This is a genomic window from Streptomyces sp. NPDC047525 (genome assembly GCF_040643025.1).
GTDB classification, from domain to species: Bacteria; Actinomycetota; Actinomycetes; order Streptomycetales; family Streptomycetaceae; genus Streptomyces; species Streptomyces durmitorensis.
On record NZ_JBEYTL010000012.1, the window covers coordinates 126,091 to 149,763 of the forward strand.

A 23,673-nucleotide genomic window follows, 5' to 3' on the forward strand; every position below is an offset into this window, starting at 1 on the left:
TGACTTGCCAACGTGCGGAGCGGGAGCGCGGGTGGGCTGAGCCCTCTGGCCTGGACCAGGGCTACTTCGCGTCCGCGTAACACTCCACCACGGCCACGGAGAACGGGAAGCGCACCGGCGTCTCGCCGAACGCGATGCGCCCCGCCAGGTCGCCGGCCGCGCGGATCGCCGCCGTGACCGTCTCGGCCTCCTCCTGCGGGCAGTGCACGATGACCTCGTCGTGCTGGAAGAAGACCAGCTCGGCGCGGAGACCGGCCGCGGCGATGGACTGACGCAGCGCGGCCAGCATCAGCAGGGCCCAGTCGGCCGCGCTGCCCTGGACGACGAAGTTGCGGGTGAAGCGGCCGCGGGCGCGGGTGTTGGACGAGGCGTACCCAGGAGTGAACTCGCCGTCCTGGGAGGGCAGTTCGGCAGGTTCTTCCTGCGGGATGCCCGCCTCGTCGAAGTCGCCCGCGCCGGCCGCCGGCGGGCTCGTCCGCCCCAGCCAGGTCCGTACGAGTCTGCCCTCCTCGCCCGCCTTCGCCGCGTCGTCGACGTACGCGACGGCGGCGGGGAATCTGCGGCGCAGTGCCGCCAGGTTCTTCAGGCCGTCGCCCGACGTCTGGCCGTACACGGCGCCGAGGAGTGCGATCTTGGCGTGGTCGCGGTCGCCGGAGAACGCGCGGTCCGAGAGGCGTGTGTAGAGATCCTCGTGGCTCCCGGCCACCTCCATGAGGCCCCGGTCGCGGGAGATCGCGGCGAGGACGCGCGGCTCCATCTGGTCGGCGTCGGCGACGACGAGCCGCCAGCCGGGGTTGGCGACCACCGCACGCCGGATGATCTTCGGGATCTGCAGCGCGCCGCCGCCGTTCGTCGTCCAGCGTCCGCTGACGGTGCCGCCCGGCGTGTACTCGGGCCGGAAGCGGCCGTCGCGCACCCAGCCCTGGAGCCAGCTCCAGCCGTGCGCCGTCCAGATCCGGTACAGCTTCTTGTACTCGACGAGGGGGCGCACCGCCGGGTGGTCGATCTCCTCCAGCTCCCAGCGCCGGGTGGACTTGACCCTGATGCCGGCCTGCGCGAAGGCCTTGATCACGTCGTTCGGCAGGTCGGGGCGGACGCGGCGGCCGAAGGCGGCGGAGATCTCGTCGGCGAGCTCGGCGAGGCGGCGGGGCTCGGCCGCTCCCGCGTTCCTGCCGCCTCCCGCATACCGCTCGCCGAGGAGCTCGGTGAGCAGGGCGTGGTGGACGTCGGCGCGCCAGGGCAGCCCCGACACGTTCATCTCGGCGGCCACCAGCATCCCGGCCGACTCGGCCGCCGTGAGCAGCCGCATCCTGCCGGGGTGCTCGGCGGCCTCGTGTCTTCGCTGCTGCGCGGCATACACCTCCAGGAGGGCGTCGAAGGGGAGGGAGGTCACGGGGGAGGGCTCGAAGAGGGAGTCCTGGGCGCCGGGGGCCGCCGCTCTGGCGGGAGGGTCGGCCGGCACCGGGGCGTTGTGCAGCCGGGCCCAGGCGGCGGCGGCCGAGCGGGGCTCGCCGAGGCGGCCCTCGTGACCGAGGAGGAGGAGCTCGGCGTCCTCGATGTCATAGCACCGCTCCACGCGGACCCCGGCGGTGAGCAGGGCGGGATAGATCTCGGCGGTGGAGCGCCAGACCCAGCGGCTCACGTCGGGCCGGTCGCGCACGGCTCCGGCGAGGTCCGGCTCGTGCAGGGTGGGGCCTGCGGGCAGGCCGTCTTCCCCGAGGGGGGCGAGGGTGGCGCCTCCGGCCTCGGTGGCGGCGAGGGCCCACCTTGCGGTCATGCGGCCGAGTCTGTCACCAGGCACTGACAATCCTGCGGAGGGCTTTGCGGGGCCCCGGGCCCCGCGGGTGCTCTGCGGTATGCGGGGCCTCCGGGGGCTTCGCCTGCGCCGAAGGGGCTTTTCCTGGTCCGCGGTCTTCCTTGCCGGGCGAGCTCTCTCACCCACCCGCCCGTTCACCCCGCGGCCCTTCCTTGGCGAACGAGCTCTCCCGCCCGATTGCCCCGTGGGTTCATCTTCCGGGTGTCCCCGACATGCGAGGGATGTCCGGCGCTGCGAGGCTCGGGGGCATGAGAGTGGCCCTTGCGCAGACCGACTGTGTCCTCGGCGAGGTGGACGAGAACCTCGCGGAGGCCCGGGACCAGATCGGCCAGGCGGCGGCGCAGGGTGCCGACCTCGTCGTCTTCCCCGAGCTGAGCCTGCACGGGTACCACCTGGGCGGCCTGAAGCGGGACACGTCGCTCGACGCGACGGACACCCGCCTCCTGGAGCTCTCCACGTTCGGCCCCGACGTGATCGTCGGCCTGCACGAACACACGAGTCTGCGCGCGTACAACACGTCCGCGTACTACGCGAGTGGCCAACTCCTCCATGGCCACCGGAAGTTGTACCTCCCCAACTACCTGGCCTGGGAGGAGCGCAAGCACGTCAGCCCCGGCCAGCACCTGCGTGCGTACGACCTGCCGGGCGGGCACGGGCGCGCGGCGACCCTCATCTGCAATGACGCGTGGCAGCCGGTGCTGCCGTGGCTGGCGGTGCAGGACGGTGCCGAGGTCATCGTCATTCCCACGAACAGCGCGGCGAGCCTGGATCCCGAGGCGATGGACACGGGCCTGTACTGGGACACGCTGCTGTCCTACACGGCCCGCATGCTCCAGTGCTGGGTGGTCTTCGTGAACCGGGTCGGGAACGAGAACGGGGCTTCGTTCTGGGGTGGTTCACGGGTGGTGGACCCGCGGGGGACGGTGGTGGCGCAGGCGCCGAAGTGGGAGCCGGGCCTGGTGACGATCGACATCGACGTCCATGAGGCCCGCCGGCACCGGCGTGCGGTTCCTCTTGTCGCGGAGGCGCGGCTCGGGCTTGTGGACCGGGAGGTACGGCGCCTCATCGACGAGGGCGGCGACAGCTAGCCTGCGGCTCGCTGGACGGTCCTTGCCCTCACCCCCGCTGGGCGGCCCCGCAAGGACCTCCCGGTCCACCCGCCCGGCACTCCGCATCCGCCCCTTGCCGAACAGGCCTCTCCCACCCACCCGCCCGTTCACCCCGCATCCGCCCCGTGCCGAACAGGCTTTCCCGCCCACCCGCCCGTTCACCCCGCATCCGCCCCCTGCCGAACGAGCCTTTCCCGCCCGCCCGCTCGTGGCCCTGCAGTCGGGAGCGCTCGTGAGGGGACGTGGCGGTATGTCTGCCCGGAGCACGGTTCGCGGCGCTCCGGCAGCGAAGTAGCCCCGCGGCCACCGGACGATAGCGAGGACGGACATACCGGCACGGCCCCGCACCCCCCACCGGCGGACCCAGCGCTCAGCGCCTCCGCACCCCCAGCACCCCCACCCCCGCACCAACCACCGCGCAGACCCCCGCAGCCACCCCCACCACCCCCCAGGGCATCACCACCCCCGCCGGCGCCGACACCCGCGCAAGGCCCGCGCTCAGCGCGCCCAGGTTGAGCAGCGTGACCGCCAGGCCCAGTGCCGCGCCCACCGCCACCGCAAGGAGCGACTCCCCGGCGATCACCAACCGCACCTGCCCCCACGTCGCCCCGGCCATCCGCAGCGACCGCAGCTCAGGGCCCCGTACCGACGTCGCCATCAGCAGCGTTCCCGCCAGCGAGATGACCGTGTAGACCAGAGCGATACCCAGCAGCACCAGCAGCCCCAGCCGCGTCTGCGGCTTCGTCGCCGGGTGCGTGTCCGCCAGCCACTCCTCCGCCGACCGCACCCGAAGCCCGCCCTCGCCCCCACTCTCACCCCCGCCCTCGCCCCGCAGCGCCGCCGCCACCTCGTCCCGGTCCGCCCCGGCCCGCAGCCCCACGTCAATACGGTCAATCCGCGCCGCCGCCCCCGCATTGGCCGACGTGACGTACGCCCCGCCGTCCCCGGTCCCGCGCGCAAGCACCGCGACGATCCGCAGCCGCGCAGGCCTGCCGTCCCCGAGCCAGACATCGACCCGCTCACCCACCCGCCGCCGCTCCCACTCCTCGTTCACGACGATCGACCGGTCGTCGAGATCACGTACGTCCCCCGCCACCACCGGCAGCCGCGACACCGCAGCGAACGCCGCCGGATCCCTCACGGCCCGCGCCTCCGAGCGGATCAGCGCCGTGCCTTCCTCCCGTACGAACACGGCCGTGGTCGCCGACGACGCAGCCACCTTCACCCCGTCGACCTTCCCTGCTTCCGGTGGCCTCAAGTCGTCCCCCGTCACCACCAGTTCGGCCCCCGTCCGCTCCCTCGCCTCCTCCGCCCTCGCCCCTCCCGCAGTCTCCGCCGAGCCGAACAGCGAGCCCGCGAGAGCCACCGTCACCAGGACCGGCGCCGCGACGGCCGCCGTGCGCCGCACGGACGCCGCTGAGTTCTCGCGGACCAGGAGCCCGACCGCGCCGGGAAGGCGGACGGCGCGCAGGACGGGACGTACGAGAAGGGGAGTGAGCGCGGCGAGTGCGGTGATCAGGATCATCGGCTGGGTCGTATACGTCTTCCGCTTCATCAGCGCCGACGGGTCGGTCCACAGGGTCAAGACCAGCATCCCCACCCCCGCCACCAGCAGCGCGCCCCCCACGATCCGCCGACTCCACGGCATGACCCCGGTGTCGACGGACGCGTCCCGCAGCGCCTCGACAGGACCCACGCGCCCCGCCCGCCGCGAGGCGATCCACGCCCCGGAGAAGGCCACCGAAACCCCGACCCAGAAGGCGAGATGGTACGGCCAGACCGCCCCGCCGATCCCGAACCACTCCGGAGCGATCTCCGCGTCCACCAAGGCCTCGGCAAGCACCGGCGCGCCCCACGCCCCCAGCGCACAGCCCACCCCGGAGGCCACGACCCCCACCGCGAGCGCCTCGGCGAGCAGCAGCCTGCGCACCTGCCCCGGCGTCGCTCCGGCCATCCGCAGCAGCCCGAACTCCCGCCGCCGCAGCGCCACGACAAAGGCGAAGGTGGACGCCGTGACGAAAACCGAGACAAAGGCTGACACCCCGCCCGCCGTGCCCAAGAAGGAGTTCACCGCCACCAGTGCATCCGCATCCCGCCCCGGCTCCGGATCGGCGAGCCGCCGGTCACCCCCGGTCAGGACGCGAGCCCGAGTGCCGCTGGCCTCGACGGCCTCCCGCACCTCCTCGGCAGGAGCATCCACACCCACCGCATCCCATGCGGCCACCCCATCCAGCTGCACCGGTCCGAGGCGTCGAAGCTCGCGCAGAAGTTCGATATCCACAGGGTGTGGATGAGCGAGCGGCTTCGACACGAACTCGACGTCCGGCCCTCGCTTTACCGGGACAGTCAGGGTGTTCTGCCCCATAACGACCACGGGGGACCCGGCGAACCGCACGGGCTCCCGCTCAGGCGCACTGAACGTCGAGGCGAGCCCCAGTCCCATCGCGGCAGTGAGCGCCACGCCGAGCGCGACGGCGACGAAGGCGCCGAGCAGGCCGACCCAGCGCGTGCGAAGGGAAGCGAGAAGAATCATCGAGCAACAACCTCTCCGCAACCCGCCCCAAAGCCGCCCGCCTCGCGACCGCCCTCAACCCCAAAGCGCCCACCCTCCAAGCCCCCCACCTCAAGCCCCGCCATCCGCCGAGCCACCTCCCCCGCATCCGGCGCAAGCACCTCATCGGCGACCCGCCCGTCCACCAGGAACACCACCCGGTCCGCGTACGCCGCCGCCACGGGGTCATGCGTGACCATCACGGTGGTCTGCCCTTCCCCGTCGACCAACTCCCGCAACAGCACGAGCACTTCACGGCTGGTCGTCGTGTCGAGCGCACCGGTCGGCTCGTCGCCGAACAGCACGGCAGGCCGCGTGACGAGCGCACGCGCCAGCGCGACCCGCTGCTGCTGACCACCCGACAGCTCCCCGGGCCGATGCCGGGCACGGTCACCGAGACCCACCCGGGCCAGCGCGTCCGCCACCTCCGTACGCGAGGGCCTGCGCCCCGCGAGCCGCAGCGGGAGGGCGACGTTCTGGGCCGCGGTCAGCGACGGAAGGAGGTTGAAGGACTGGAAGACGAAGCCGATGCGATCCCTGCGCAGCAGCGTCAGCCGGCGCTCGCTCAGCCCGGTCAGCTCCGTGCCGCCCACCTCCACCGTCCCGGACGTCGGCCGGTCGAGCCCGGCCGCGCACTGCAGCAACGTCGACTTGCCGGAGCCGGAAGGGCCCATGATCGCGGTGAAGGTCCCTGCGCGTATCGCGAGGTCGACGCCGTCGAGGGCGGTCACATCGCGGTAGAGGCGGCGGACGGCGGTGAGCCGTACGGCAGTTGAGGTCATGCCTCAACCCAACCGCCCGCCGCCCCGCCGGGCACGACCACTGGGGGGCGTACTGGGGGTATGGCCAGCCATACCCTTGACGTATGGATGATCAGGCGACCGGGGTGACCGAGGTGATCGACAAGGCGTTCGCGGCAGCGCTGTACGCGGACGGCGTCGACGGCCTCGACACCGGCGCGTCCCTCCTGGCGGCCGCCCCCGAGGCCGACGCGGAGCTGTGGCGCAGGGGTGAGGAGCTGGTGCGCCGCGCGTGGGAGCGGGGCTGGCAGCCGGCGGACATCCTGCGCATGGTCGGCCGCGCCCAGGACGACGCCGCCCACGGCACCGACCGTGCCCACCAGGCACAGCTGGCCGCCGAGCTGATCACCACGGAGACCAGGCGGTACGGCGACACACTCCCGCCCCGCTGGCAGGCGCAGCTGACCGAGCTCGCCCCCCACGGCAGCCCCAGATCCGACCGCTTCTCCGACCGCTTCTCCCAGGCCACCACCACCCTCGCCCTCTACCGCCTCCTCCTGCGCCTCCCCGCGATCGAGCCGGTGGGCCCCGCCCCCGGCACCCCGCTCCACGCGCCCCCGCCTCCCGGCCACGAAGAGCCCCGCATCCTCACCCGCATCCGTGCCCTCCTGGCCAAGGCCGAGGCGACCGGATTCCCCGAGGAGGCGGAGGCGCTCACCGCCAAGGCGCAGGAGCTGATGGCCAGGCACACCATCGACGAGGCCCTGCTCGCGTCCCGCACCCACGCCAAGGACACTCCCGGCGCCTGCCGCATCGGCGTGGACGCCCCGTACGAGACGGCGAAGGCGATCCTCCTGGACGCGGTGGCCACCGCGAACCGCTGCCGTGCGGTGTGGAACGAGGCGTACGGATTCTCGACCGTCGTCGGCTTCGAGCCCGACCTGGAAGTGGTCGAACTCCTCCACACGTCCCTCCTCGTGCAGGGGACGGCGGCGATGACGAAGGCGGAGGCGGGGCAGCGGGCGGGCGGCCGGAAGCGTACGAAGACGTTCCGTCAGGCGTTCCTGCTGGCCTACGCGAACCGCCTGGGTGCGCGCCTCGCCGCGGCGGCGCAGGACGTCACCGTGGAGTCGCCGGACGCGGGGGAGCTGCTGCCTGTCCTGGCCGCCCGGGACGTGGCCGTCACGTCCCACACCGAGCGGATGTTCCCGGAGACCACCACCACCCGGGTGCGGGGTGCGACGGACCTCGAAGGCTGGACCCACGGAACGGCGGCGGCGGACGAGGCCCACATGGCCCCCGGCCGGCACGGTCTCCCCTAGGCGGCAGGGTGGGCGGCGCCGCCCCTTGCCCACTCGCTCACCCCGCATCCACCCCTTGCCGAACGAGCCTCTCCCACCCACCCGCCCGGCACCCCGCATCCGCCCCCTTGCCGAACGGGCCTCTCCCACCCGCCCGCCCGGCACCCCGCATCCGCCCCTAGCCGAACGAGCCTTTCCCGCCCACCCGCCCGATTGCCCCGCATCCGCTCCTGTGCGAACGACGGCTCGCAGGCGGCAGCGCTCCTGAGGGGACGTGCCGGTATGTCCGCACGGAGCACGGTTCGCCGGACTCCCTCGCCGGAGTGGCAACGCGGTCACCGGACGATAGCGAGTACGGACATACCGGCGCGGCCCCGCTCCGCAGACGGCCCCGTCCCGCTCCGCAGACGGCCCCGTCCCGCTCCGCAGACGGCCCCGCGCCGTGAACGGCACCCTCGCCACAGATAAGCCCGATATGCCCCGTATCATCACAGAGTGACCTGGCTTCGGGCGCTGAAGGAGACCACCCGCTCGGGGTTGACCGTCGAGCGGAAGCGCCTCGAACCCCTCATCGCCCTCCGCGGCGCAGCCGGCCTCGCGATCATCATCGGCGTCAGCCTCACCCTCTTCGGCCCGGCCGTAGCCGCAAGCTCCGCCTTCGGTGCCTTCCAGGCAGCCATCGCCACCTTCCAGCGCAGCTGGCGCCCCCGCCCGGAACTGGCCCTGGCCTCCGGCACGAGCCTCGCCATCTCCACCTTCCTCGGCTACCTCACCGGCTCCCACACCCTCCTCTTCCTCGCCCTCCTCTCCCTCTGGACCTTCCTCTCGGGCCTTAGCTGGGCCGCAGGCCCGACCATCGGCATCATCGCCTCCTCCAACGTCGCGATCATGCTGGTCACGGTCACCCTCCCCGGCTCCCTCGCCGCCGCGGCCGGCCACGCCGCGATGATGGTGGTGGGCGGCGCCGTCCAGGCCGCGCTCGTGGTCCTGTTCCCCGTACGCAGATGGGGCGCCCACCGAGACGCCCTCGCCGACGCCCTCGCGGCCGAGGCCGACTACGCCCGCCGCCTCCGCCACGACCCCCACGCCGACTTCGACCCCGAACCCCTGATGGCGGCCCGCGACGCGGCGACCGTCACCCCGCGCCAGGCCCGCACCCGCCCCGCCGAACTCCACGGCGCCCGCGGCCTCGCGGAACGCATCCGCCCGGTACTCGCATCCCTGGCCGACCCGGCGGTCGGCGTCCCCGAAGAGGGCCCCGAACGCGACCGCGTACGCGAGATCCTGGCCGCTGCGGGCGCCATCCTGGACGCGGCGGCCAGGGCGATCCGCCAGGGCGAGCCGGTCAAGATCCCGCCCGCGGCCGTGGCCACTCTCCAGACCCCGGACACCGGAGCCATCCTCACCGGCCCGGCCCAAAGAGCGGCGAAGCGCCTGGCGGCCCTGCTCCGCGACGTGGTCGAAACAGCAGGCAGACCCCCAGACAAGGCACCCCCACCCACCCCCGCCCCCGACGGAGCCCCAACCCCAACCCCAACGCCCACCCCACCCCCAACCCCCACCCCCCTCCTACGCCCCACCTTCCCCGCTCTCCTCCCCGCGGCCCTCCGCGCCATAAGGACCGAACTCCGCCGCCGCCACGAATCCCCGATCACCCGCCACGCGATCCGCGTCACCGCGGTGGCAGCCGCCGGCTACCTCCTGGGGACCTGGCTCCCCCTCGGTCACGGCTACTGGGCCCCCATGGCCTCCGTGATGGTGATGCGCCCGGACTTCTCGCAGACGTACTCCCGCGCGGTGGCCCGCTTCGGCGGCACCCTCGTCGGCGTCGCCCTGGCCACGGGCCTGGTGCAACTGGCGGACCCCGACACCGAGCTCTCCGCGGCACTCGCCGTGCTCTGCGCCGGAATGATGTACCTGCTCATGCGCACGGGCCAGGTCGCCGCCCAGGCCTGCGTCGCCGCGTACGTCGTGTTCCTGCTCGGCATGGGCGGCGAGCAGTGGACGCAGACGGTGCCGGAACGCGTCGTCCTCACGCTCCTCGGCGGTGTCCTCGCGATGATCGCGTACGCCGTGTATCCGGCCTGGGAGACCCCGCGCCTGCGCAACCGCCTCGCCGACTGGCTGATCGCGGACGGCCGCTACGCCGCAGCCGTCGTCAGCCGTTACGCCGACCCCACGGGCAGCAACTGCCCGGACGTCCGCGGCGCGCTCCTCGCCGCCCGCGACGCCCGCATCGCCTGGCAGGAAGCGGCGGCCCGAGCCAAGAACGAACCGGTGCGCCACCGCGGCCTCTCCCGCGCCGCGGCAGCCGACGCCGAGGAGATCCTCGCCCAACTCGGCCGCGTGGCCATGCTGATGGAGGCCCACCTCCCGGACCGCGACGCGACCCCCGTCCCCGCGGCCGACCGCCTCGCCCAGGCCCTGCGCAAGTCGACCGAGGCGGGCGCGAAGGCCGTGCGTGAACGCCGCGTCCCGAAGTGGGAGGCCGTGCGCAAGGCCCTCGACGAGTGGGACGGCGAGGGAGTACCCGACCGGGTCGTACGCAGAGGAGCGAGCCTCCTCCTCGCGACCCTCGAGGAACTGTCGGACGCCCTGGACACGGCGCCGCCGCCCATGCTGGTGGACGGCACAGAGACAGCCACACAAACAGACCAGGAAGGCCAGGAAGGCCAGGAAGGCCAGAAAGACCAGAAGGGCCAGAAAGGCCAGAAAGACAGCGGGCCGCGGAACCCCGAACAAGGTCCCACGGCCCGCTAGCCGCCGATCGGATCAGAGACTCAGGACTGAGGAATCCCCGCCGTAGGCAGGCCCTCGGGCAGCTTCCCGCCCTTGGTCCTCGTGAACTGGTCCTGCCCCGCGCCCTGCCAAGAGACCGTCATCGACGTGCCGTTGACCGACTCGACCGTGCCCTCGGTCCGGTCCGAGTCGCCCTTGACGCACTTGAGCTTGATCGCGTCGCCACCGGCGGTCCCACTGCACAGGACGTTCTCCCCGAGCAGCGTGGCCTGCTTCCCGGCGATGACCAGCGCGAGCGGATTCCCGTCGGCGGTGGCGACCCAGCTGCCCTCGGAGCTGCCGTCCTTGCCGCCCTCGTCCGGCGCATCGGACCCGCCGGAGGAACCCGCCGAGCCAGAGTCCGAGCCCGAGCTCGATCCCTTGTCCTTGTCCTTGCCCGAGTCCTCACCGTCGCCGCCGTCACTGCTGCAACCGGTCAGGACAAGGGCGGCGACAAGACCCGCCGCCGCGGCACCGATACGTACGTTCCGGACGTGCATCCGCACTGAAGTCCCCCTACATGACAGTCGAACTACATGACGGTCGAATCAAGTCAGTGAATCGCGCGCCAAGCTACCAGGACGACTTGCGCACCCCGGGCAGGAATCCGGCGTGCGCTTGGTCACGCAGTTTCACCCTGGAGAGGCCGAACTTCCCCACGTATCCGCGCGGGCGGCCGTCGACGCTGTCCCGGTTGCGTACGCGCGTCGCACTCGCGTCCCGCGGCTGTCGCGCCAACTCCTCCTGGGCGGCGCGCCGTTCGGCCTCGCCCGTGCCGGGGCGGCGGACGATTTCCTTCAGCTCGGCCCGCCGCACGGCGTACCGCGCGACGATCTCGCGCCGCTTCTCGTTCTTCGCGATCTTGCTCTTCTTGGCCATCAGACCCTCACCCCACGTGCACGGATCCTGGCGACGGCGGCCTCGATGCCGATGGCGTCGACGGTCTTGATGCCCTTGGCGCTGAGCCGCAGCCGTACGTGGCGGCCCTCGCTCGGCAGCCAGTAGCGCTTGCGCTGGACGTTGATGTCGAACCGGCGTGACGTGCGCCGGTGGGAGTGGGAGATCTGGTTGCCGAAGCCCGGCGTGGCGCCGGTCAGCTGGCAGTGGGCGGACAAGGTGACGCACCTCTCGGTCATGGGGAGGAGAACCCCTGCGGAACCGTTTTGAAAACGGGATTCATTTTCATACACTAGCGCCATGGCCCGCAACGAACTCCGCCCGATCATCAAGCTCCGGTCCACCGCCGGTACCGGCTACACGTACGTGACCCGCAAGAACCGCCGTAACGACCCCGACCGCATGACGCTGCGCAAGTACGACCCGGTCGTCGGGCGGCACGTCGATTTCCGAGAGGAGCGCTGACCGCCATGCGCAAGGACATCCATCCGCCGTACGGCCCCGTCGTCTTCCGCGACAAGTCCGCCGGCTTCGCCTTCCTCACCCTTCCCCAAGCTCTCGGCTTCGCTCGAGCAGGGGAGACCCCAATCACGGCGACCAGCGAGAAGACGGTCGAATGGGAGGACGGGCGCACCTACCCCGTCATCGACGTCGAGGTCTCCTCCGCGAGCCACCCCTTCTACACAGGGACGGCCAAGGTCCTGGACACCGCGGGCCGCGTGGAGCGCTTCGAGCGCCGCTACAGCGCGCGACGAGCGCGATGAGCGCCATGAACCCCGACCCCAACCCCCGCTCCGGCCCTGACCCCCGCCCTCAACCCCGTCCCCTGCCCATGGACGTCGCCATCGTCGGCGGCCTGCACTCCGACGCCCGCAAGCAGGCCGTCGAGCGGCTCCTCGCCGCTGTTCCGGGGAGCGTGGCGCTCCACCACGACCTGGCGACGGCCGTGCACGGCACGGTCGTACGTACGGTGCGCGACGCCACCGGAGTGCTCTCCAGCGGTGAGGCGCCGCTGGTCAACGACTGCGCGTGCTGCGCCCTGCGCGAGGATCTGGTGCCCGAGCTCGAACGGCTCGCGGACTCCGGTCTCACGCGGCTCGCGGTCGTCGAGCTGTGGGACTCCGTCGAGCCCAAGGCGATGGCCGAGGTGATCACGGCGCACGCGCACGAGGGGCTGCGGCTGAGCGGCGTGATCACGGCCGTCGACCCGGCCCTGCTCCTGCCCTGCCTCGGCAACGGCGACGACCTCATGGAGGCCGGGCTAGCCGCGGCCGCCACGGATCAGCGCACGGTCGCCGACACCTGGGCCCGCCAGCTCGAGTACGCCCCCGTGCTCGCCGTCGCGGACTCCGCCGACGCCGACGACGAGGACCGCGCGCTGCTCGCCCAGCTCCACCCGACCGCCCGCCAGGTCCCGATCAGCGGTCATGGGGACCTGGCGGGTGCCGCGCTCGCCGGATTCGACGTCGAGGCGGCGGCCGCGGCCCAGCATCCGTCCTGCGCGCTGCTGCCGACCGACGCCGACGAGGCGGGGGTCGCCACCCTCGTATGGCACCGGGACAGGCCCTTCCACCCGGAGCGGCTCTACCAGGCCCTGGAGGACCTGACCTGCGCGGCGGCCCGCAGCCGCGGCAGGTTCTGGCTGGCCGACCACCCGGACACGCTGCTCGGCTGGGACGCGGCGGGCGGTGCGCTGTGCGTGGAGAGTGCGGGGCCCTGGCTGGCCTCGCTGCCGGACGCCGCGTGGGAGATGGTGCCGCCGGTGCGTCGTGCCGCGGCCGCCCTCGACTGGCATCCGGAGCACGGCGACTGCTGCCAGCACCTGGTGTTCACGTCGCCGGGCCTGGACCGCGAGGGTCTCGAAGAGGTCCTGGAGTCCTGCCTGTTGACCGACGAGGAGTACGCCGCGGGGCGCGATGCCTGGAAACACCTGCCCCCCGCCTTCGACACCCTCCTGGAGGTCTGAATGTCCCCACGCGATCCGTCCCCACGCGATCCGTCCCCGCGCAAGCCGTCCGCCCGCAAGCCGTCCGCCCGCGTCCAGAAGCCCCGCCCCAACCCCCTGGACCAGGCGAAGATCACGTACATCGACTACAAGGACACGGATCTGCTTCGCAAGTTCATCTCGGACCGGGGGAAGATCCGCTCCCGGCGGGTCACCCGGGTCTCCGCACAGCAGCAGCGGCTGCTGGCCCGCGCGATCAAGAACGCCCGCGAGATGGCGTTGCTGCCGTACGGCTCCCCGCGCTGAGCTGGGCCGACGCCGCGCGGCGGATCCTCGCCACGACCCACCCGAGCACCCCGCGTCAAGCCCGCAGGACGTGCCCCGCGATCACTTCGCGGGGCACGTCCTGTTTCTCGTCGTGCGGGCGTGGACCGGACCATTACACGGAACGTGGAACACCTGGGGCGCGGTGCGCGTCTGTTCCTAGTACACGGCGTTCGCAGGCCGTCTATTACACGGCGTTCGCATGCCGTGCGGGGTCTTGGGCAGGTGCTGACAGAGCTGTAACCAAGGGAACACCCCGCGTGCACGTGCATCTGCCCATGCATCGGCATGTGAACACAGCTATGATCCGGGACAGTTGACCACTGCATCTAGAGCCACATCAGGCACTGCACCACCGGGGAGCGACTGTGCACCACGTGTTTAACGGCATGGCTGCCACGGAGCTTCACGGGGTGGTCTGGCAGAAGAGCAGGCGCAGCAACTCGCAGGGCGCGTGCGTGGAGTTCGCGAAGCTGCCGGGCGGCGACGTCGCCGTACGCAACTCGCGGTTCCCCGACGGCCCGGCGCTCGTCTACACGCGCGCCGAGATCGAGGCGATGCTGCTCGGGATGAAGGACGGGGACTTCGACCACCTCATATAGGTGGTCGGCCCCGCTGCTGGGACGGGTGGTCGGCCCGCCACTGGGTTGCTTGAGCCCTATGCCAGCTGGAACAGCGCCCACACGACCTTGCCGCGCAGCGCGCCCGCGAGCGGGTGCCAGCCCCAGCTGTCGCTGAACGAGTCCACAAGGAACAGGCCGCGGCCCGACTCGGCCGAGAAGTCGTCGTCGGTCTCGCGCGCGACCGGGCTGTCGTCACTGGGGTCGCGCACCGCGCACACCAGGCGCGAGGTCCAGCGCATCAAGTGCAGCCGCACGGGCGGCCCGTGGTCGCGCGGGGTGTCGGACGGCAGCGCGTGTCTCAGGGCGTTGGTGACCAACTCGGACACGACCAGGGCGATGTCGTCGAAGCGCTCTTCCAGTTCCCACTGACACAGCGTCTTGCGGGTGAACTGCCGCGCGCTGCCCACCGCTTCGTAGCGGGCGGGCAGGGAACAGGACGCAGCGCTCGAGACCGCTGAGGGGTCGAGTGGGGGAAGCCCCTGCCGTAACGGCTCGAGCATGGTCGATCCATTCGTCCCCATGCGAGGCACTCCCCGGTTTCGCGGTACATAGCGATGGAGCGGTGGTGCGGTCGGTGCAACGACGCTGCGAACGCATCGGTACAGCTCGGCCCGATGCATATACAGCGGTGTCGCGCGGACCATGGTTCCGAATGCGTACAGCAGATGCAAGGGCAGATGCACGTGCACGCGCCGGACTTGCTCGTTCCCGTGCCACTTCTTGCCCATTTCTTCCTACGACTTCTTGTGGAGGACTTCCGAAGGCTTTCCGTTTCTGTAACCGAACGAGTACGGCCTGAAGCGTTTAATGGCAGACTGCTGGCTTCCAAGTGATGGGGAGGATTGAGCGAAGTGACCGCAGGGGAGTCGAGCGGCTCGGTCGTACGGCGCATGCTCCTTGGCTCGCAACTGAGGCGCCTGAGGGAATCGCGCGGCATCACCCGTGAAGCGGCCGGCTACTCGATCCGAGCCTCCGAATCGAAGATCAGCCGCATGGAGTTGGGACGGGTGAGCTTCAAGTCCAGGGACGTCGAGGACCTGTTGACGCTGTACGGCGTCACCGACGAGGTCGAGCGTGTCGCGCTGCTCTCGCTCGCCAAAGAGGCCAACCTCGCGGGCTGGTGGCACAGTTACTCGGATGTCCTGCCGGGCTGGTTCCAGACGTACGTGGGGCTCGAAGGCGCCGCTTCGCTCATCCGCGTGTACGAAGTCCAGTTCGTCAACGGCCTGTTGCAGACCGAGGCGTACGCCCACGCGGTCGTCGCGCGCGGCATGAAGGGCGCGAGCAAGGCGGACATCGAGCGCCGCGTCGCCCTCCGCCTCGAACGCCAGAAGCTGCTCGTCTCCGAGCGCGCTCCCCGCTTCCACTGCGTGCTCGACGAGGCCGCGCTCCGACGCCCGTACGGAGACCGGGAAGTGATGCGTGGTCAGATCCAGCATCTGATCGACATTTCCGAACGGCCGAATGTCACCCTTCAGGTCATGCCGTTCAGTTTCGGTGGGCACTCGGGCGAGAGCGGAGCGTTCACCATGCTGCGCTTCCCGGAGTCGGACCTCTCGGACGTCGTGTACGTGGAGCAGCTGACGGGAGCCTTGTACCTCGACAAGCCGGAGGAAGTCGGCCAGTACGAGCGGGTGGTGGGCGAGCTGCAGAGCGACAGCCCCAATCCGGCCGATAGTCGCGACCTTCTCCGTGGTCTGCTCCAACTCACGTGACCCATCAGTAGGATGACGTGAAATCAGTTGACTGCACAGTCTGCGTCTAGGGGTCTCATGTCGTCCTTCTTCACTGACCTGGCTCACCAGTACATAGACGGTGAGTGGAAGGCCGGTTCCGGCTCCTGGGACATCATCGACTTCAATCCGTACAACGGGGAGAAGCTCGCGTCGATCACCGTGGCGACGGCCGACGAGGTGGACCAGGCCTACCGGGCGGCCGAGCGTGCCCAGAAGGCGTGGGGTGCGACCAACCCCTATGCCCGGCGCGCCGTCTTCGAGCGTGCCCTGCGCATCGTCGAGGACCGTGAGGAAGAGATATCCGACGCGATCGTGGCCGAACTGGGCGGCACCCGGCTCAAGGCCGCCTTCGAGATCCACCTCACCAAGGAGTTCCTGCGCGAGGCCGTCCACGTCGCGCTGCAGCCCGAGGGCCGCATCCTGCCGTCGCCGGACGACACCAAGGAGAACCGCCTCTACCGCGTCCCGGTCGGCGTGGTCGGTGTCATCAGCCCCTTCAACTTCCCGCTCCTGCTCTCCCTCAAGACGGTCGCCCCGGCGCTCGCCCTGGGCAACGCGGTGGTGCTCAAGCCGCATCAGAACACGCCCGTGATGGGCGGCAGCTTCCTCGCGAAGCTCTTCGAGGAGGCGGGTCTTCCGGCCGGTGTCCTGAACGTGGTGATCACCGACATCGCCGAGATCGGTGACGCGTTCATCGAGCACCCGGTCCCGAGCGTCATCTCCTTCACGGGCTCGGACCGCGTGGGCCGCCACGTCGGCACGGTCTGCGCCGCGAACTTCAAGCGCTCGATCCTTGAGCTCGGCGGCAACAGCGCCCTGGTCGTCCTGGACGACGCGGACATCGACTACGCCGTGGACGCGGCGGTCTTCAGCCGCTTCGTGCACCAGGGGCAGGTCTGCATGGCCGCCAACCGCATCCTCGTGGACCGCTCCCTGGAGGCGGAGTTCACCGAGAGGTTCGTCGCCAAGGTCGCGTCCCTGAAGGTCGGCGACCCGGCGGACCCGTCGACCCACATCGGCCCGCTGATCAACTCCTCGCAGGCGGACGCGGTGACGAAGACCGTCGACCAGGCGGTGGCCGCGGGCGCCAAGGCGCTCCTGCACGGCAGCACGGACGGCAACCTGGTGGCGCCCACCGTCCTCACGGACCTGGCGGCCGACGCCCCGGTCCTGCGCCAGGAGGTCTTCGGCCCGGTGGCGCTCCTCGTGCCCTTCGACGGCGAGGAAGAGGCCGTACGGATCGCCAACGACACCCCGTACGGGCTCAGCGGCGCCGTCCACACGGCCGACGTCGAGCGCGGCGTGCGGTTCGCGCAGCGGATCAACAGCGGCATGTTCCACGTGAACGACGGCACCGTGCACGACGAGCCGATCGTGCCCTTCGGCGGCGAGAAGCACTCGGGCGTCGGGCGCCTCAACGGCGAGTCGACGGTGGACGCGTTCACGACGCAGCAGTGGATCTCGGTGCAGCACGGACGCTCCCGTTTCCCGTTCTGAGCCCTTCCTGACCTTCTGAGCCCTTCTGGGGCTCCATCCCGTACGTCAAGAACTCACGGACCCTTGCGGACAGAACCTGACCGCAAGGGTCCGTAACGTCAGTGGTGTCGGAAAGCCCGGCAGGCTCCACAGGCTCGGAGAGGCGGACCCCATGGTCACCCACGTCAACGCAGAGGCCCCCGGCGACGAGCGCGGCGCGCTGCTCGCCTTCCTCGACGCCGAACGCGGCGGCATCCGGCGGGCCCTGCTCGGCCTGACCGACGAGCAGGCGGCCACCAAGCCGAGCGCCAGCGAGCTCTCGCTCTCCGGGCTGCTCAAGCATGTCGCGGAGGTCGAGGAGGGGTGGATCTCGCGGGCGAAGGGCGTCGCCCCCGCGATCGAGCGCACCGAGGCGAACTGGGACGAGTGCTTCCGCCTGATCGAGGGCGAGACGGTCGATTCGGTGCTCGCGTACTGGGGTCAAGTCGCCCAGCGGACCGCGGAGTTCATCCGCTCCCTGCCCACGCTCGACGAGACCTTCGCGCTCCCCGACGAGCCGTGGTTCCCGAAGGAGGACGTGTCGATGCGGTGGGTGCTGCTCCGCCTGATCACCGAGATGTCCCGGCACTCGGGCCACGCCGACATCATCCGCGAGACCCTCGACGGCAAGACGGCCTTCGAGCTGGTGGCCCAGGAGCGCGGCGAGAGCTGGGGCTAGAGGCCCTCGGGGTCGGGGCCGGGTCCGGATCCGGGTCCGGGGCTGGCTCCAGAGCCGGCTGCCAGCTCCAGGAACCGTGTCTCCTGCTCCTCATCGCCGAGCTGTGCGGCCATCTCCGCCCGCAGGGTGTACAGCTCCCTGAGCTGTTCGGGGGTGGGGGTGCCGTCGGCCGCGAGGGCGCTGTCGATGATGCGGGCGGCTGCCGCGTGGTCCTCCTTGGACTCGCCGAGGAGGGTGGCCTGGTGGAGGGCGCGCGCGTACCTCTCCCTGGGTACCGGCGCGTGCTCGAAGGAATCGGCGATGGGCTGCCCGATGCGGACGCAGTTGCCCGCCGGGTCCGTCATCAGGAACTGCCGCACCCCGTAGCTCATGTCCTTCACGGCGCCGATCCGGGGCAGACCGCGGGTCGGTATCCGCCCGAGGGCCTGCTTGAGCCCGGCGCGGAAAGCGTCGTGGAGGGTGTCCACGCGGTCGGTCATGACGTAGCAGGTGCTGTGGGAGGCCTGCGGGTCGTAGCCCTTGAGCTGGAAGAACTGCAGCTCCATGTCGCCGCGCCGAACCACTGCGTACGGATTGGGCGCCTTTTGGCGGAAGGTCACCTCGAAACCGATGGCCTTGTAGAAGTCGAGGGTCTCGTCGAGCTCGTGGCAGGGGAACAAGGGGATCATTGTCTCGGCCATGCCGCTACTCTAATCAAAGTTGATTAGAAGTGAGAAGGAGGTGGCCCGATGTCGGCGATCCGACTGCTGGTCCTCGGCGCCGTCCGTCAGCACGGGCGGGCCCACGGCTATCAGGTGCGCAACGACCTGGAGTACTGGGGCGCCCATGAGTGGTCCAACGCCAAGCCCGGCTCGATCTACCACGCCCTGAAGCAGATGGCCAAGCAGGGCCTGCTGCTCGCGCACGAGATCGCCCCGTCGACGGCGGGCGGCCCGCCGCGCACGGAGTACGAGATCACGGAGGCGGGCACCGAGGAGTTCCTGAACCTGCTCCGGTCCAACCTCGTCTCGTACGACCAGCGCCCTGACATGCTCTCGGCGGCCCTCGGCTTCATCGTCGACCTGCCCCGCGGCGAGGCGGTCGAGCTGCTCAGGCAGCGGGTGCGGGGCATCGAGGACTGGCGCAGATCCGTCACGGAGTACTACACGCCCGAGGACGGCCCGGAGCAGCTCGGGCACATCGGCGAGATCATGAACCTCTGGGTCCACACGGCCGACGGCGGCGTGGAGTGGACGCGGGGCCTGATCGAGCGGATCGAGGGCGGGGCGTACACGTTCGCGGGGGAGGGTGAGCCGTTCGTGGGCATCCTCGGCGAGGGCGAGGAGAACCCGTTCGCGTCCGGGGAGACGCACGCGGAGGACGATCGCTGAGCGGTGCCGGGGGTGGCCGCTGATCAAGTTTGACTAATGACGGATTCGGGGATACCTTCCTTCGCGTTGAGTTCGTAGTCAAGTTTGACTACGGGGTGGCACGGGCTCGGAGGGAGACGGATGACGGACGCGATCGTCGTCGAGGGCGCACGGAAGCGGTACGGGGAGAAGCGGGCGCTGGACGGCCTGGACCTGGCGGTCGGGCGCGGCACGGTGCACGGCGTGCTCGGCCCGAACGGCGCGGGCAAGACCACGGCGGTGCGGGTGCTCGCCACGCTGCTGCGGGCGGACGAGGGCCGGGTGGAGGTCGCCGGGTACGACGTGCGCAGGCAGCCGGACGAGGTGCGCAGGCGCATCGGCCTGCTCGGCCAGCACGCGGCCCTGGACGAGGAGTTGAGCGGCCGGCAGAACCTGGACATGTTCGGGCGGCTCTACCACCTGGGCGCCCGGCGCGCGGGCGTGCGGGCCGACGAGCTCCTGGAGCGCTTCGGGCTCGGGGACACGGGCCGCAAGGCGGTCAAGCAGTACAGCGGCGGCATGCGGCGCCGCCTCGACCTCGCGGCCTCGCTCATCACGGAGCCCGAGGTGCTGTTCCTGGACGAGCCGACCACGGGCCTGGACCCGCAGGGCCGCACGGAGGTCTGGGGCGCGGTGCGCTCGCTGGTCGACGGCGGCACGACGGTGCTGCTCACCACGCAGTACCTCGAAGAGGCGGACCAGCTCGCCCACCGCATCTCGGTGATCGACAGGGGCCGGGTCATCGCGGACGGCACGGCGGACGAGCTGAAGACCAGGACGGGCGGCGACCGGATCGACGTGGTGGTGCGGGACGCGGCCCAACTGGAGCTCGCGGCACGGCTGCTGCCCGGCGACGCCACCCTGGACGCGGACCGGCGCCTTGCCAGCGCGCCGGTGGTGGACCGGATGGCGGCGCTCACCGGGGTCGTGCAGGCCCTGCGGGAGGCCGGTGTCGAGGCGGAGGACATCGCGGTGCGCAGGCCGACCCTGGACGAGGTGTTCCTGCGCCTGACGGGCCCCGCGGAGGACCGGACAGGCCGTGCCGATCACCAGGAACGTACGAAGGAGGCCGTGTGAGCACGACGACGATCAGCCGCACTCCGGCGGCGGGCGGCGCGCCCTTCAGGTGGGCCGCGGTCGACTCCTGGACCATGACGCGGCGCGAACTCGCGCACTGGGTGCGGCAGCCCGTGCAGGTGCTCGTCGGCCTGGCCTTCCCGGTGATGTTCCTGCTGATGTTCAACTTCCTGATCGGCGGCGGAAAGGGCATCGCGGGCGACTACGCCGAGTTCCTGGTGCCCGGCATGTTCGCGCTGACCATGACCTTCGGCCTGGACGCGACCATGGTCGCCGTCACGCAGGACCTCAACAAGGGTGTGATCGACCGCTTCCGGTCCATGCCGATGACCAACGGCGCGGTCCTGGTGGGCCGTTCGGTCGCGGACATGCTGCAGTCGCTCGTCTCGCTGATCGTCATGATCGGCGTCGGCCTCGCCATCGGCTGGCGCTGGCACGGCTCGATCGGCGAGGCGCTCGGCGCGGTCGGTCTGCTGCTCCTGCTGCGGTTCGCGATGCTGTGGATCGGCATCCACCTGGCGATGGTCGCGGGCAGGCCGGAGCTGGTCATGGCCGTGCAGATCCTGGTCTGGCCGGTCGGCTTCCTCTCCAACGCCTTCACGGTCCCGCAGAACATGCCCGGCTGGCTCGGCGCGACGGTCGAGTGGAACCCGATGTCGGCGACGGCCACCGCGGTCCGTGATCTGTTCGGCAACGACCCCGGGGTGGTGGGCACTTCGTGGGCCGCCGAGCACGCGGGGCTCATGGCCGTGGTGTGGCCCGTGGTGCTCGTGGGGGTGTTCATGCCGCTCGCCGTGCGCAGGTTCGGGGCGCTCAGCAAGTAGCAGCGTGAATCCGTGCGGGCCTGGTTGCGGGCCTAGTGGTGGAACCCGGTGGCCGCGTCCCTGTCCCGCGTGAAGGGGTGCGGCTGCTCCCGCAGTTCGGGCACCAGGCTGCTCAGATCGGCCAGGAAGAGCTCCGCGAGGTCGGCCGTGAAGCCGTTGCGGCAGACCACGCGGAGCACCGCCAGATCCTCGCGGTGGGCCGGGAAGGTGTACGCGGGGACCAGCCAGCCGCGCTCGCGAAGCCGCCGGGACACGTCGAAGACGTCGTACGCCTTCACGTCGTCCCGCGTCGTGAAGGCGAACACCGGCAGCTGGTCGCCGCGGGTGATCAGCCGGAAGTCGCCGAGCGCCTCGACGCGGTCCGCGAGGCCGCGGGCGACGTCCCTGGCGGCCTGCTGGACGGCGCGGTAGCCCTCGCGGCCCAGGCGCAGGAACGTGTAGTACTGCGCGACGACCTGCGCACCCGGCCGGGAGAAGTTCAGCGCGAAGGTCGGCATGTCTCCGCCGAGGTAGTTCACCCGGAACACCAGCTCCTCCGGCAGCGAGTCCGCGTCCCGCCACAGCGCCCAGCCGACGCCCGGATAGACCAGGCCGTACTTGTGGCCCGACGTGTTGATCGACGCCACCCTCGGGAGGCGGAAGTCCCACTCCAGGTCCTCGTCGATGAAGGGCGCCACCATCGCGCCGGACGCGCCGTCGACGTGCACGGGGATGTCGAGCCCGGTGCGCTCCTGGAGGTCGTCGAGGGCCGCGCAGAGCTCGGCCACCGGCTCGTACGACCCGTCGAAGGTGGAGCCGAGCACCGCCACGACGCCGATCGTGTTCTCGTCGCAGAGCTCGGCGGCGGCCACCGGGTCGAGGTGGTACCGGTCGCCCTCCATGGGGACCTGGCGCGCCTCGACCTCCCAGAAGTTGCAGAACTTGTCCCAGCAGACCTGGACGTTGACGCCCATGACGAGGTTGGGGCGTGCGGTGGGGGAGGGGTAGCGGTCGCTGTTCCTCTTGGCCCAGCGGCGCTTGAGCGCCATCCCGGCGAGCATGCACGCCTCGCTGGACCCGGTCGTCGAGCAGCCGACGGCGCCCGACGGATCCGGCGCCCGCCACAGGTCGGCGAGCATGGCCACGCAGCGCCGCTCCAGCTCGGCGGTGTGCGGGTACTCGTCCTTGTCGATCATGTTCTTGTCCGTGCACTCGGCCATGAGGACGCCCGCCTGCGGTTCCATCCACGTCGTGACGAAGGTCGCGAGGTTGAGGCGTGAGTTGCCGTCCAGCATCAGCTCGTCGTGCACCAGCTGGTACGCCGTCGTGGGCGGCAGCGGCCCGTCGGGGAGGCGGTGCTTGGGCGGCGCCTCGGTCATGCCGCTGACCGGGTTGGCCTCTCCGTAGAAGGGGTTCACCGAAAGGGCGCGCTTCTTGGGGTCGCCCTTCGGGTCCTCGCTGTGATGGAGCGGCATGGGCGGTCTCCTCGGGGCTGAGGTTTTCTGTCCCTGTCCGGGGCTTTCATGTCCCTGCTGGCGAGGATATGGGCGGCGGCCGGGCTCTGCACTTGCACCTCACGTGGCGTGAGGATTCAGGCTGAAACGCGTACCGAGAGAGAGGCGGGAGCCAGCCATGAGCTACTCCGTGGGACAGGTCGCCGGTTTCGCCGGAGTGACGGTGCGCACGCTGCACCACTACGACGAGATCGGCCTGCTCGTGCCCAGCGAGCGCAGCCACGCGGGCCACCGGCGCTACGGCGACGCCGACCTGGACCGGCTGCAGCAGGTCCTGTTCTACCGGGAGCTCGGCTTCCCCCTCGATCAGGTGGCGGCACTCCTGGACGACCCGGACACGGACCCGCGCGCACCTGCGCCGCCAGCACGAGCTGCTGACCGCCCGGATCACCAAGCTCCAGGAGATGGCCGCCGCCGTCGAGACCGCGATGGAGGCACGGAAGATGGGCATCAACCTCACACCCGAGGAGAAGTTCGAGGTCTTCGGGGACAAGGACCCCGAGGAGCACGCGCAGGAGGCGGAGGAGCGCTGGGGCGGCACGGACGCGTATGCCGAGTCACAGCGGCGGGCCGCCCGCTACACCAAGGATGACTGGAAACGCATGCAGGCCGAGGTCGCCGACTGGGGAGAGCGCTACGACGCCCTCATGGCGGCCGGCGAGGCGGCGACGGGCGAGCGGGCCGTGGCCATGGCCGAGGAACACCGGCAGCACATCACCAAGTGGTTCTACGAGTGCACCTTCGAGATCCACCAGGGCCTCGCCGAGATGTACGTGTCCGACGAGCGGTTCAAGGAGTTCTACGACTCCATGCGGCCGGGTCTCGCCGAGCACCTGAGGGACGCGATCCGGGCCAACGCCGCACGGCACGAGTGAGC

General features: G+C 71.1%; 23 protein-coding genes and 1 pseudogene. 15 read left to right on the forward strand and 9 right to left on the reverse strand.

The features are described 5' to 3' along the window. Window positions 1–61: 61 nt before the first annotated feature. Complete coding sequence (locus ABZ833_RS30940) at window positions 62–1,777, reverse strand: bifunctional 3'-5' exonuclease/DNA polymerase (protein ID WP_361053279.1); 1,716 nt, start codon at window positions 1,775–1,777, stop codon at window positions 62–64. Window positions 1,778–2,064: 287 nt separating this feature from the next. On the opposite strand from ABZ833_RS30940, the gene ABZ833_RS30945 reads away from it, so the two are divergent. After that, a complete protein-coding gene (locus tag ABZ833_RS30945) occupies window positions 2,065–2,904 on the forward strand; it encodes a nitrilase-related carbon-nitrogen hydrolase (protein ID WP_361053282.1) in 840 nt (279 codons plus the stop codon). 391 nt (window positions 2,905–3,295) lie between these two features. Here ABZ833_RS30945 and ABZ833_RS30950 read toward each other — a convergent pair whose 3' ends face one another. Both ABZ833_RS30950 and ABZ833_RS30955 read right to left on the reverse strand, forming a co-directional pair. After that, complete coding sequence (locus ABZ833_RS30950) at window positions 3,296–5,458, reverse strand: ABC transporter permease (protein ID WP_361053285.1); 2,163 nt, start codon at window positions 5,456–5,458, stop codon at window positions 3,296–3,298. Further along, a complete protein-coding gene (locus tag ABZ833_RS30955) occupies window positions 5,455–6,258 on the reverse strand; it encodes an ABC transporter ATP-binding protein (protein ID WP_361053288.1) in 804 nt (267 codons plus the stop codon). The genes ABZ833_RS30950 and ABZ833_RS30955 overlap by 4 nt, the downstream gene beginning before the upstream one ends. A 104-nt stretch (window positions 6,259–6,362) precedes the next feature. On the opposite strand from ABZ833_RS30955, the gene ABZ833_RS30960 reads away from it, so the two are divergent. Continuing rightward, window positions 6,363–7,538 (forward strand): DUF2786 domain-containing protein, encoded by a 1,176-nt coding sequence (locus ABZ833_RS30960; protein WP_361053514.1) that lies wholly within the window; start codon window positions 6,363–6,365, stop codon window positions 7,536–7,538. A 474-nt stretch (window positions 7,539–8,012) separates the two neighbouring features. Continuing rightward, entirely contained in the window at window positions 8,013–10,277 is a 2,265-nt protein-coding gene (locus ABZ833_RS30965) for an FUSC family protein (RefSeq protein ID WP_361053291.1), read from the forward strand. Between the two features lie 20 nt (window positions 10,278–10,297). On the opposite strand, the gene ABZ833_RS30970 is transcribed toward ABZ833_RS30965, so the two are convergent. From ABZ833_RS30970 to rpmB, 3 genes are all read right to left on the reverse strand, one after another. Beyond that, a complete protein-coding gene (locus ABZ833_RS30970; protein ID WP_361053294.1) occupies window positions 10,298–10,795 on the reverse strand; it encodes a hypothetical protein in 498 nt (165 codons plus the stop codon). Window positions 10,796–10,868: 73 nt separating this feature from the next. Further along, window positions 10,869–11,174 carry a 30S ribosomal protein S14 gene (rpsN, locus tag ABZ833_RS30975; protein WP_361053297.1) on the reverse strand — a complete coding sequence of 102 codons (306 nt, stop codon included), beginning with the start codon at window positions 11,172–11,174 and terminating at the stop codon, window positions 10,869–10,871. Next, window positions 11,174–11,410 (reverse strand): 50S ribosomal protein L28, encoded by a 237-nt coding sequence (gene rpmB, locus ABZ833_RS30980; RefSeq protein ID WP_361053517.1) that lies wholly within the window; start codon window positions 11,408–11,410, stop codon window positions 11,174–11,176. Before rpmB ends, rpsN begins: the two co-directional genes overlap by 1 nt. An 82-nt stretch (window positions 11,411–11,492) precedes the next feature. Here rpmB and rpmG point away from each other — a divergent pair, with 82 nt between their 5' ends. The 5 genes from rpmG (at window position 11,493) to ABZ833_RS31005 (ending at window position 14,063) form a co-directional block, all read left to right on the forward strand. Continuing rightward, window positions 11,493–11,657, forward strand: coding sequence for a 50S ribosomal protein L33 (gene rpmG, locus ABZ833_RS30985; protein WP_009719228.1), 165 nt, complete (start codon window positions 11,493–11,495; stop codon window positions 11,655–11,657). Between the two features lie 5 nt (window positions 11,658–11,662). Continuing rightward, window positions 11,663–11,956, forward strand: coding sequence for a 50S ribosomal protein L31 (gene rpmE, locus ABZ833_RS30990; RefSeq protein WP_361053301.1), 294 nt, complete (start codon window positions 11,663–11,665; stop codon window positions 11,954–11,956). Window positions 11,957–12,024: 68 nt separating this feature from the next. Continuing rightward, window positions 12,025–13,158, forward strand: coding sequence for a GTP-binding protein (locus ABZ833_RS30995; protein ID WP_361053520.1), 1,134 nt, complete (start codon window positions 12,025–12,027; stop codon window positions 13,156–13,158). Continuing rightward, the gene (rpsR, locus tag ABZ833_RS31000) at window positions 13,159–13,443 is read left to right on the forward strand and encodes a 30S ribosomal protein S18 (protein ID WP_361053304.1); all 285 of its coding nucleotides are present in this window, start codon (window positions 13,159–13,161) and stop codon (window positions 13,441–13,443) included. It begins immediately after the preceding gene. Between the two features lie 386 nt (window positions 13,444–13,829). Then, window positions 13,830–14,063 carry a DUF397 domain-containing protein gene (locus ABZ833_RS31005; protein ID WP_361053307.1) on the forward strand — a complete coding sequence of 78 codons (234 nt, stop codon included), beginning with the start codon at window positions 13,830–13,832 and terminating at the stop codon, window positions 14,061–14,063. 56 nt (window positions 14,064–14,119) lie between these two features. Here the strand turns inward: ABZ833_RS31005 and ABZ833_RS31010 are convergent, their stop codons facing one another. Continuing rightward, window positions 14,120–14,605 (reverse strand): ATP-binding protein, encoded by a 486-nt coding sequence (locus ABZ833_RS31010; RefSeq protein ID WP_160506374.1) that lies wholly within the window; start codon window positions 14,603–14,605, stop codon window positions 14,120–14,122. A gap of 330 nt (window positions 14,606–14,935) precedes the next feature. Between ABZ833_RS31010 and ABZ833_RS31015 the strand changes: the two genes are divergently transcribed. The 3 genes from ABZ833_RS31015 (at window position 14,936) to ABZ833_RS31025 (ending at window position 18,014) form a co-directional block, all read left to right on the forward strand. Then, window positions 14,936–15,799: a helix-turn-helix transcriptional regulator gene (locus tag ABZ833_RS31015; protein ID WP_361053310.1), complete on the forward strand. Its 864-nt coding sequence runs from the start codon at window positions 14,936–14,938 to the stop codon at window positions 15,797–15,799. Between the two features lie 57 nt (window positions 15,800–15,856). Then, window positions 15,857–17,317, forward strand: coding sequence for an aldehyde dehydrogenase family protein (locus ABZ833_RS31020; protein WP_249588631.1), 1,461 nt, complete (start codon window positions 15,857–15,859; stop codon window positions 17,315–17,317). A gap of 151 nt (window positions 17,318–17,468) precedes the next feature. After that, complete coding sequence (locus ABZ833_RS31025) at window positions 17,469–18,014, forward strand: DinB family protein (RefSeq protein WP_361053313.1); 546 nt, start codon at window positions 17,469–17,471, stop codon at window positions 18,012–18,014. Here ABZ833_RS31025 and ABZ833_RS31030 read toward each other — a convergent pair. After that, a complete protein-coding gene (locus ABZ833_RS31030; RefSeq protein ID WP_361053316.1) occupies window positions 18,011–18,694 on the reverse strand; it encodes a VOC family protein in 684 nt (227 codons plus the stop codon). The two genes, ABZ833_RS31025 and ABZ833_RS31030, sit on opposite strands and share 4 nt — an antisense overlap. 48 nt (window positions 18,695–18,742) lie before the next feature. On the opposite strand from ABZ833_RS31030, the gene ABZ833_RS31035 reads away from it, so the two are divergent. The 3 genes from ABZ833_RS31035 to ABZ833_RS31045 all read left to right on the forward strand — a co-directional run bounded on the left by ABZ833_RS31035 (window position 18,743) and on the right by ABZ833_RS31045 (window position 21,303). Continuing rightward, the gene (locus ABZ833_RS31035; RefSeq protein ID WP_361053319.1) at window positions 18,743–19,384 is read left to right on the forward strand and encodes a PadR family transcriptional regulator; all 642 of its coding nucleotides are present in this window, start codon (window positions 18,743–18,745) and stop codon (window positions 19,382–19,384) included. A gap of 120 nt (window positions 19,385–19,504) precedes the next feature. Continuing rightward, window positions 19,505–20,479 (forward strand): ATP-binding cassette domain-containing protein, encoded by a 975-nt coding sequence (locus tag ABZ833_RS31040; protein ID WP_361053322.1) that lies wholly within the window; start codon window positions 19,505–19,507, stop codon window positions 20,477–20,479. 74 nt (window positions 20,480–20,553) lie between these two features. Continuing rightward, window positions 20,554–21,303, forward strand: coding sequence for an ABC transporter permease (locus ABZ833_RS31045; RefSeq protein ID WP_361053523.1), 750 nt, complete (start codon window positions 20,554–20,556; stop codon window positions 21,301–21,303). Window positions 21,304–21,335: 32 nt separating this feature from the next. Here ABZ833_RS31045 and ABZ833_RS31050 read toward each other — a convergent pair whose 3' ends face one another. Further along, window positions 21,336–22,757 (reverse strand): glutamate decarboxylase, encoded by a 1,422-nt coding sequence (locus ABZ833_RS31050; RefSeq protein ID WP_361053324.1) that lies wholly within the window; start codon window positions 22,755–22,757, stop codon window positions 21,336–21,338. A 157-nt stretch (window positions 22,758–22,914) separates the two neighbouring features. Between ABZ833_RS31050 and ABZ833_RS31055 the strand changes: the two are divergent. After that, a pseudogene (locus ABZ833_RS31055) lies at window positions 22,915–23,671 on the forward strand (MerR family transcriptional regulator). Window positions 23,672–23,673: the final 2 nt, after the last annotated feature.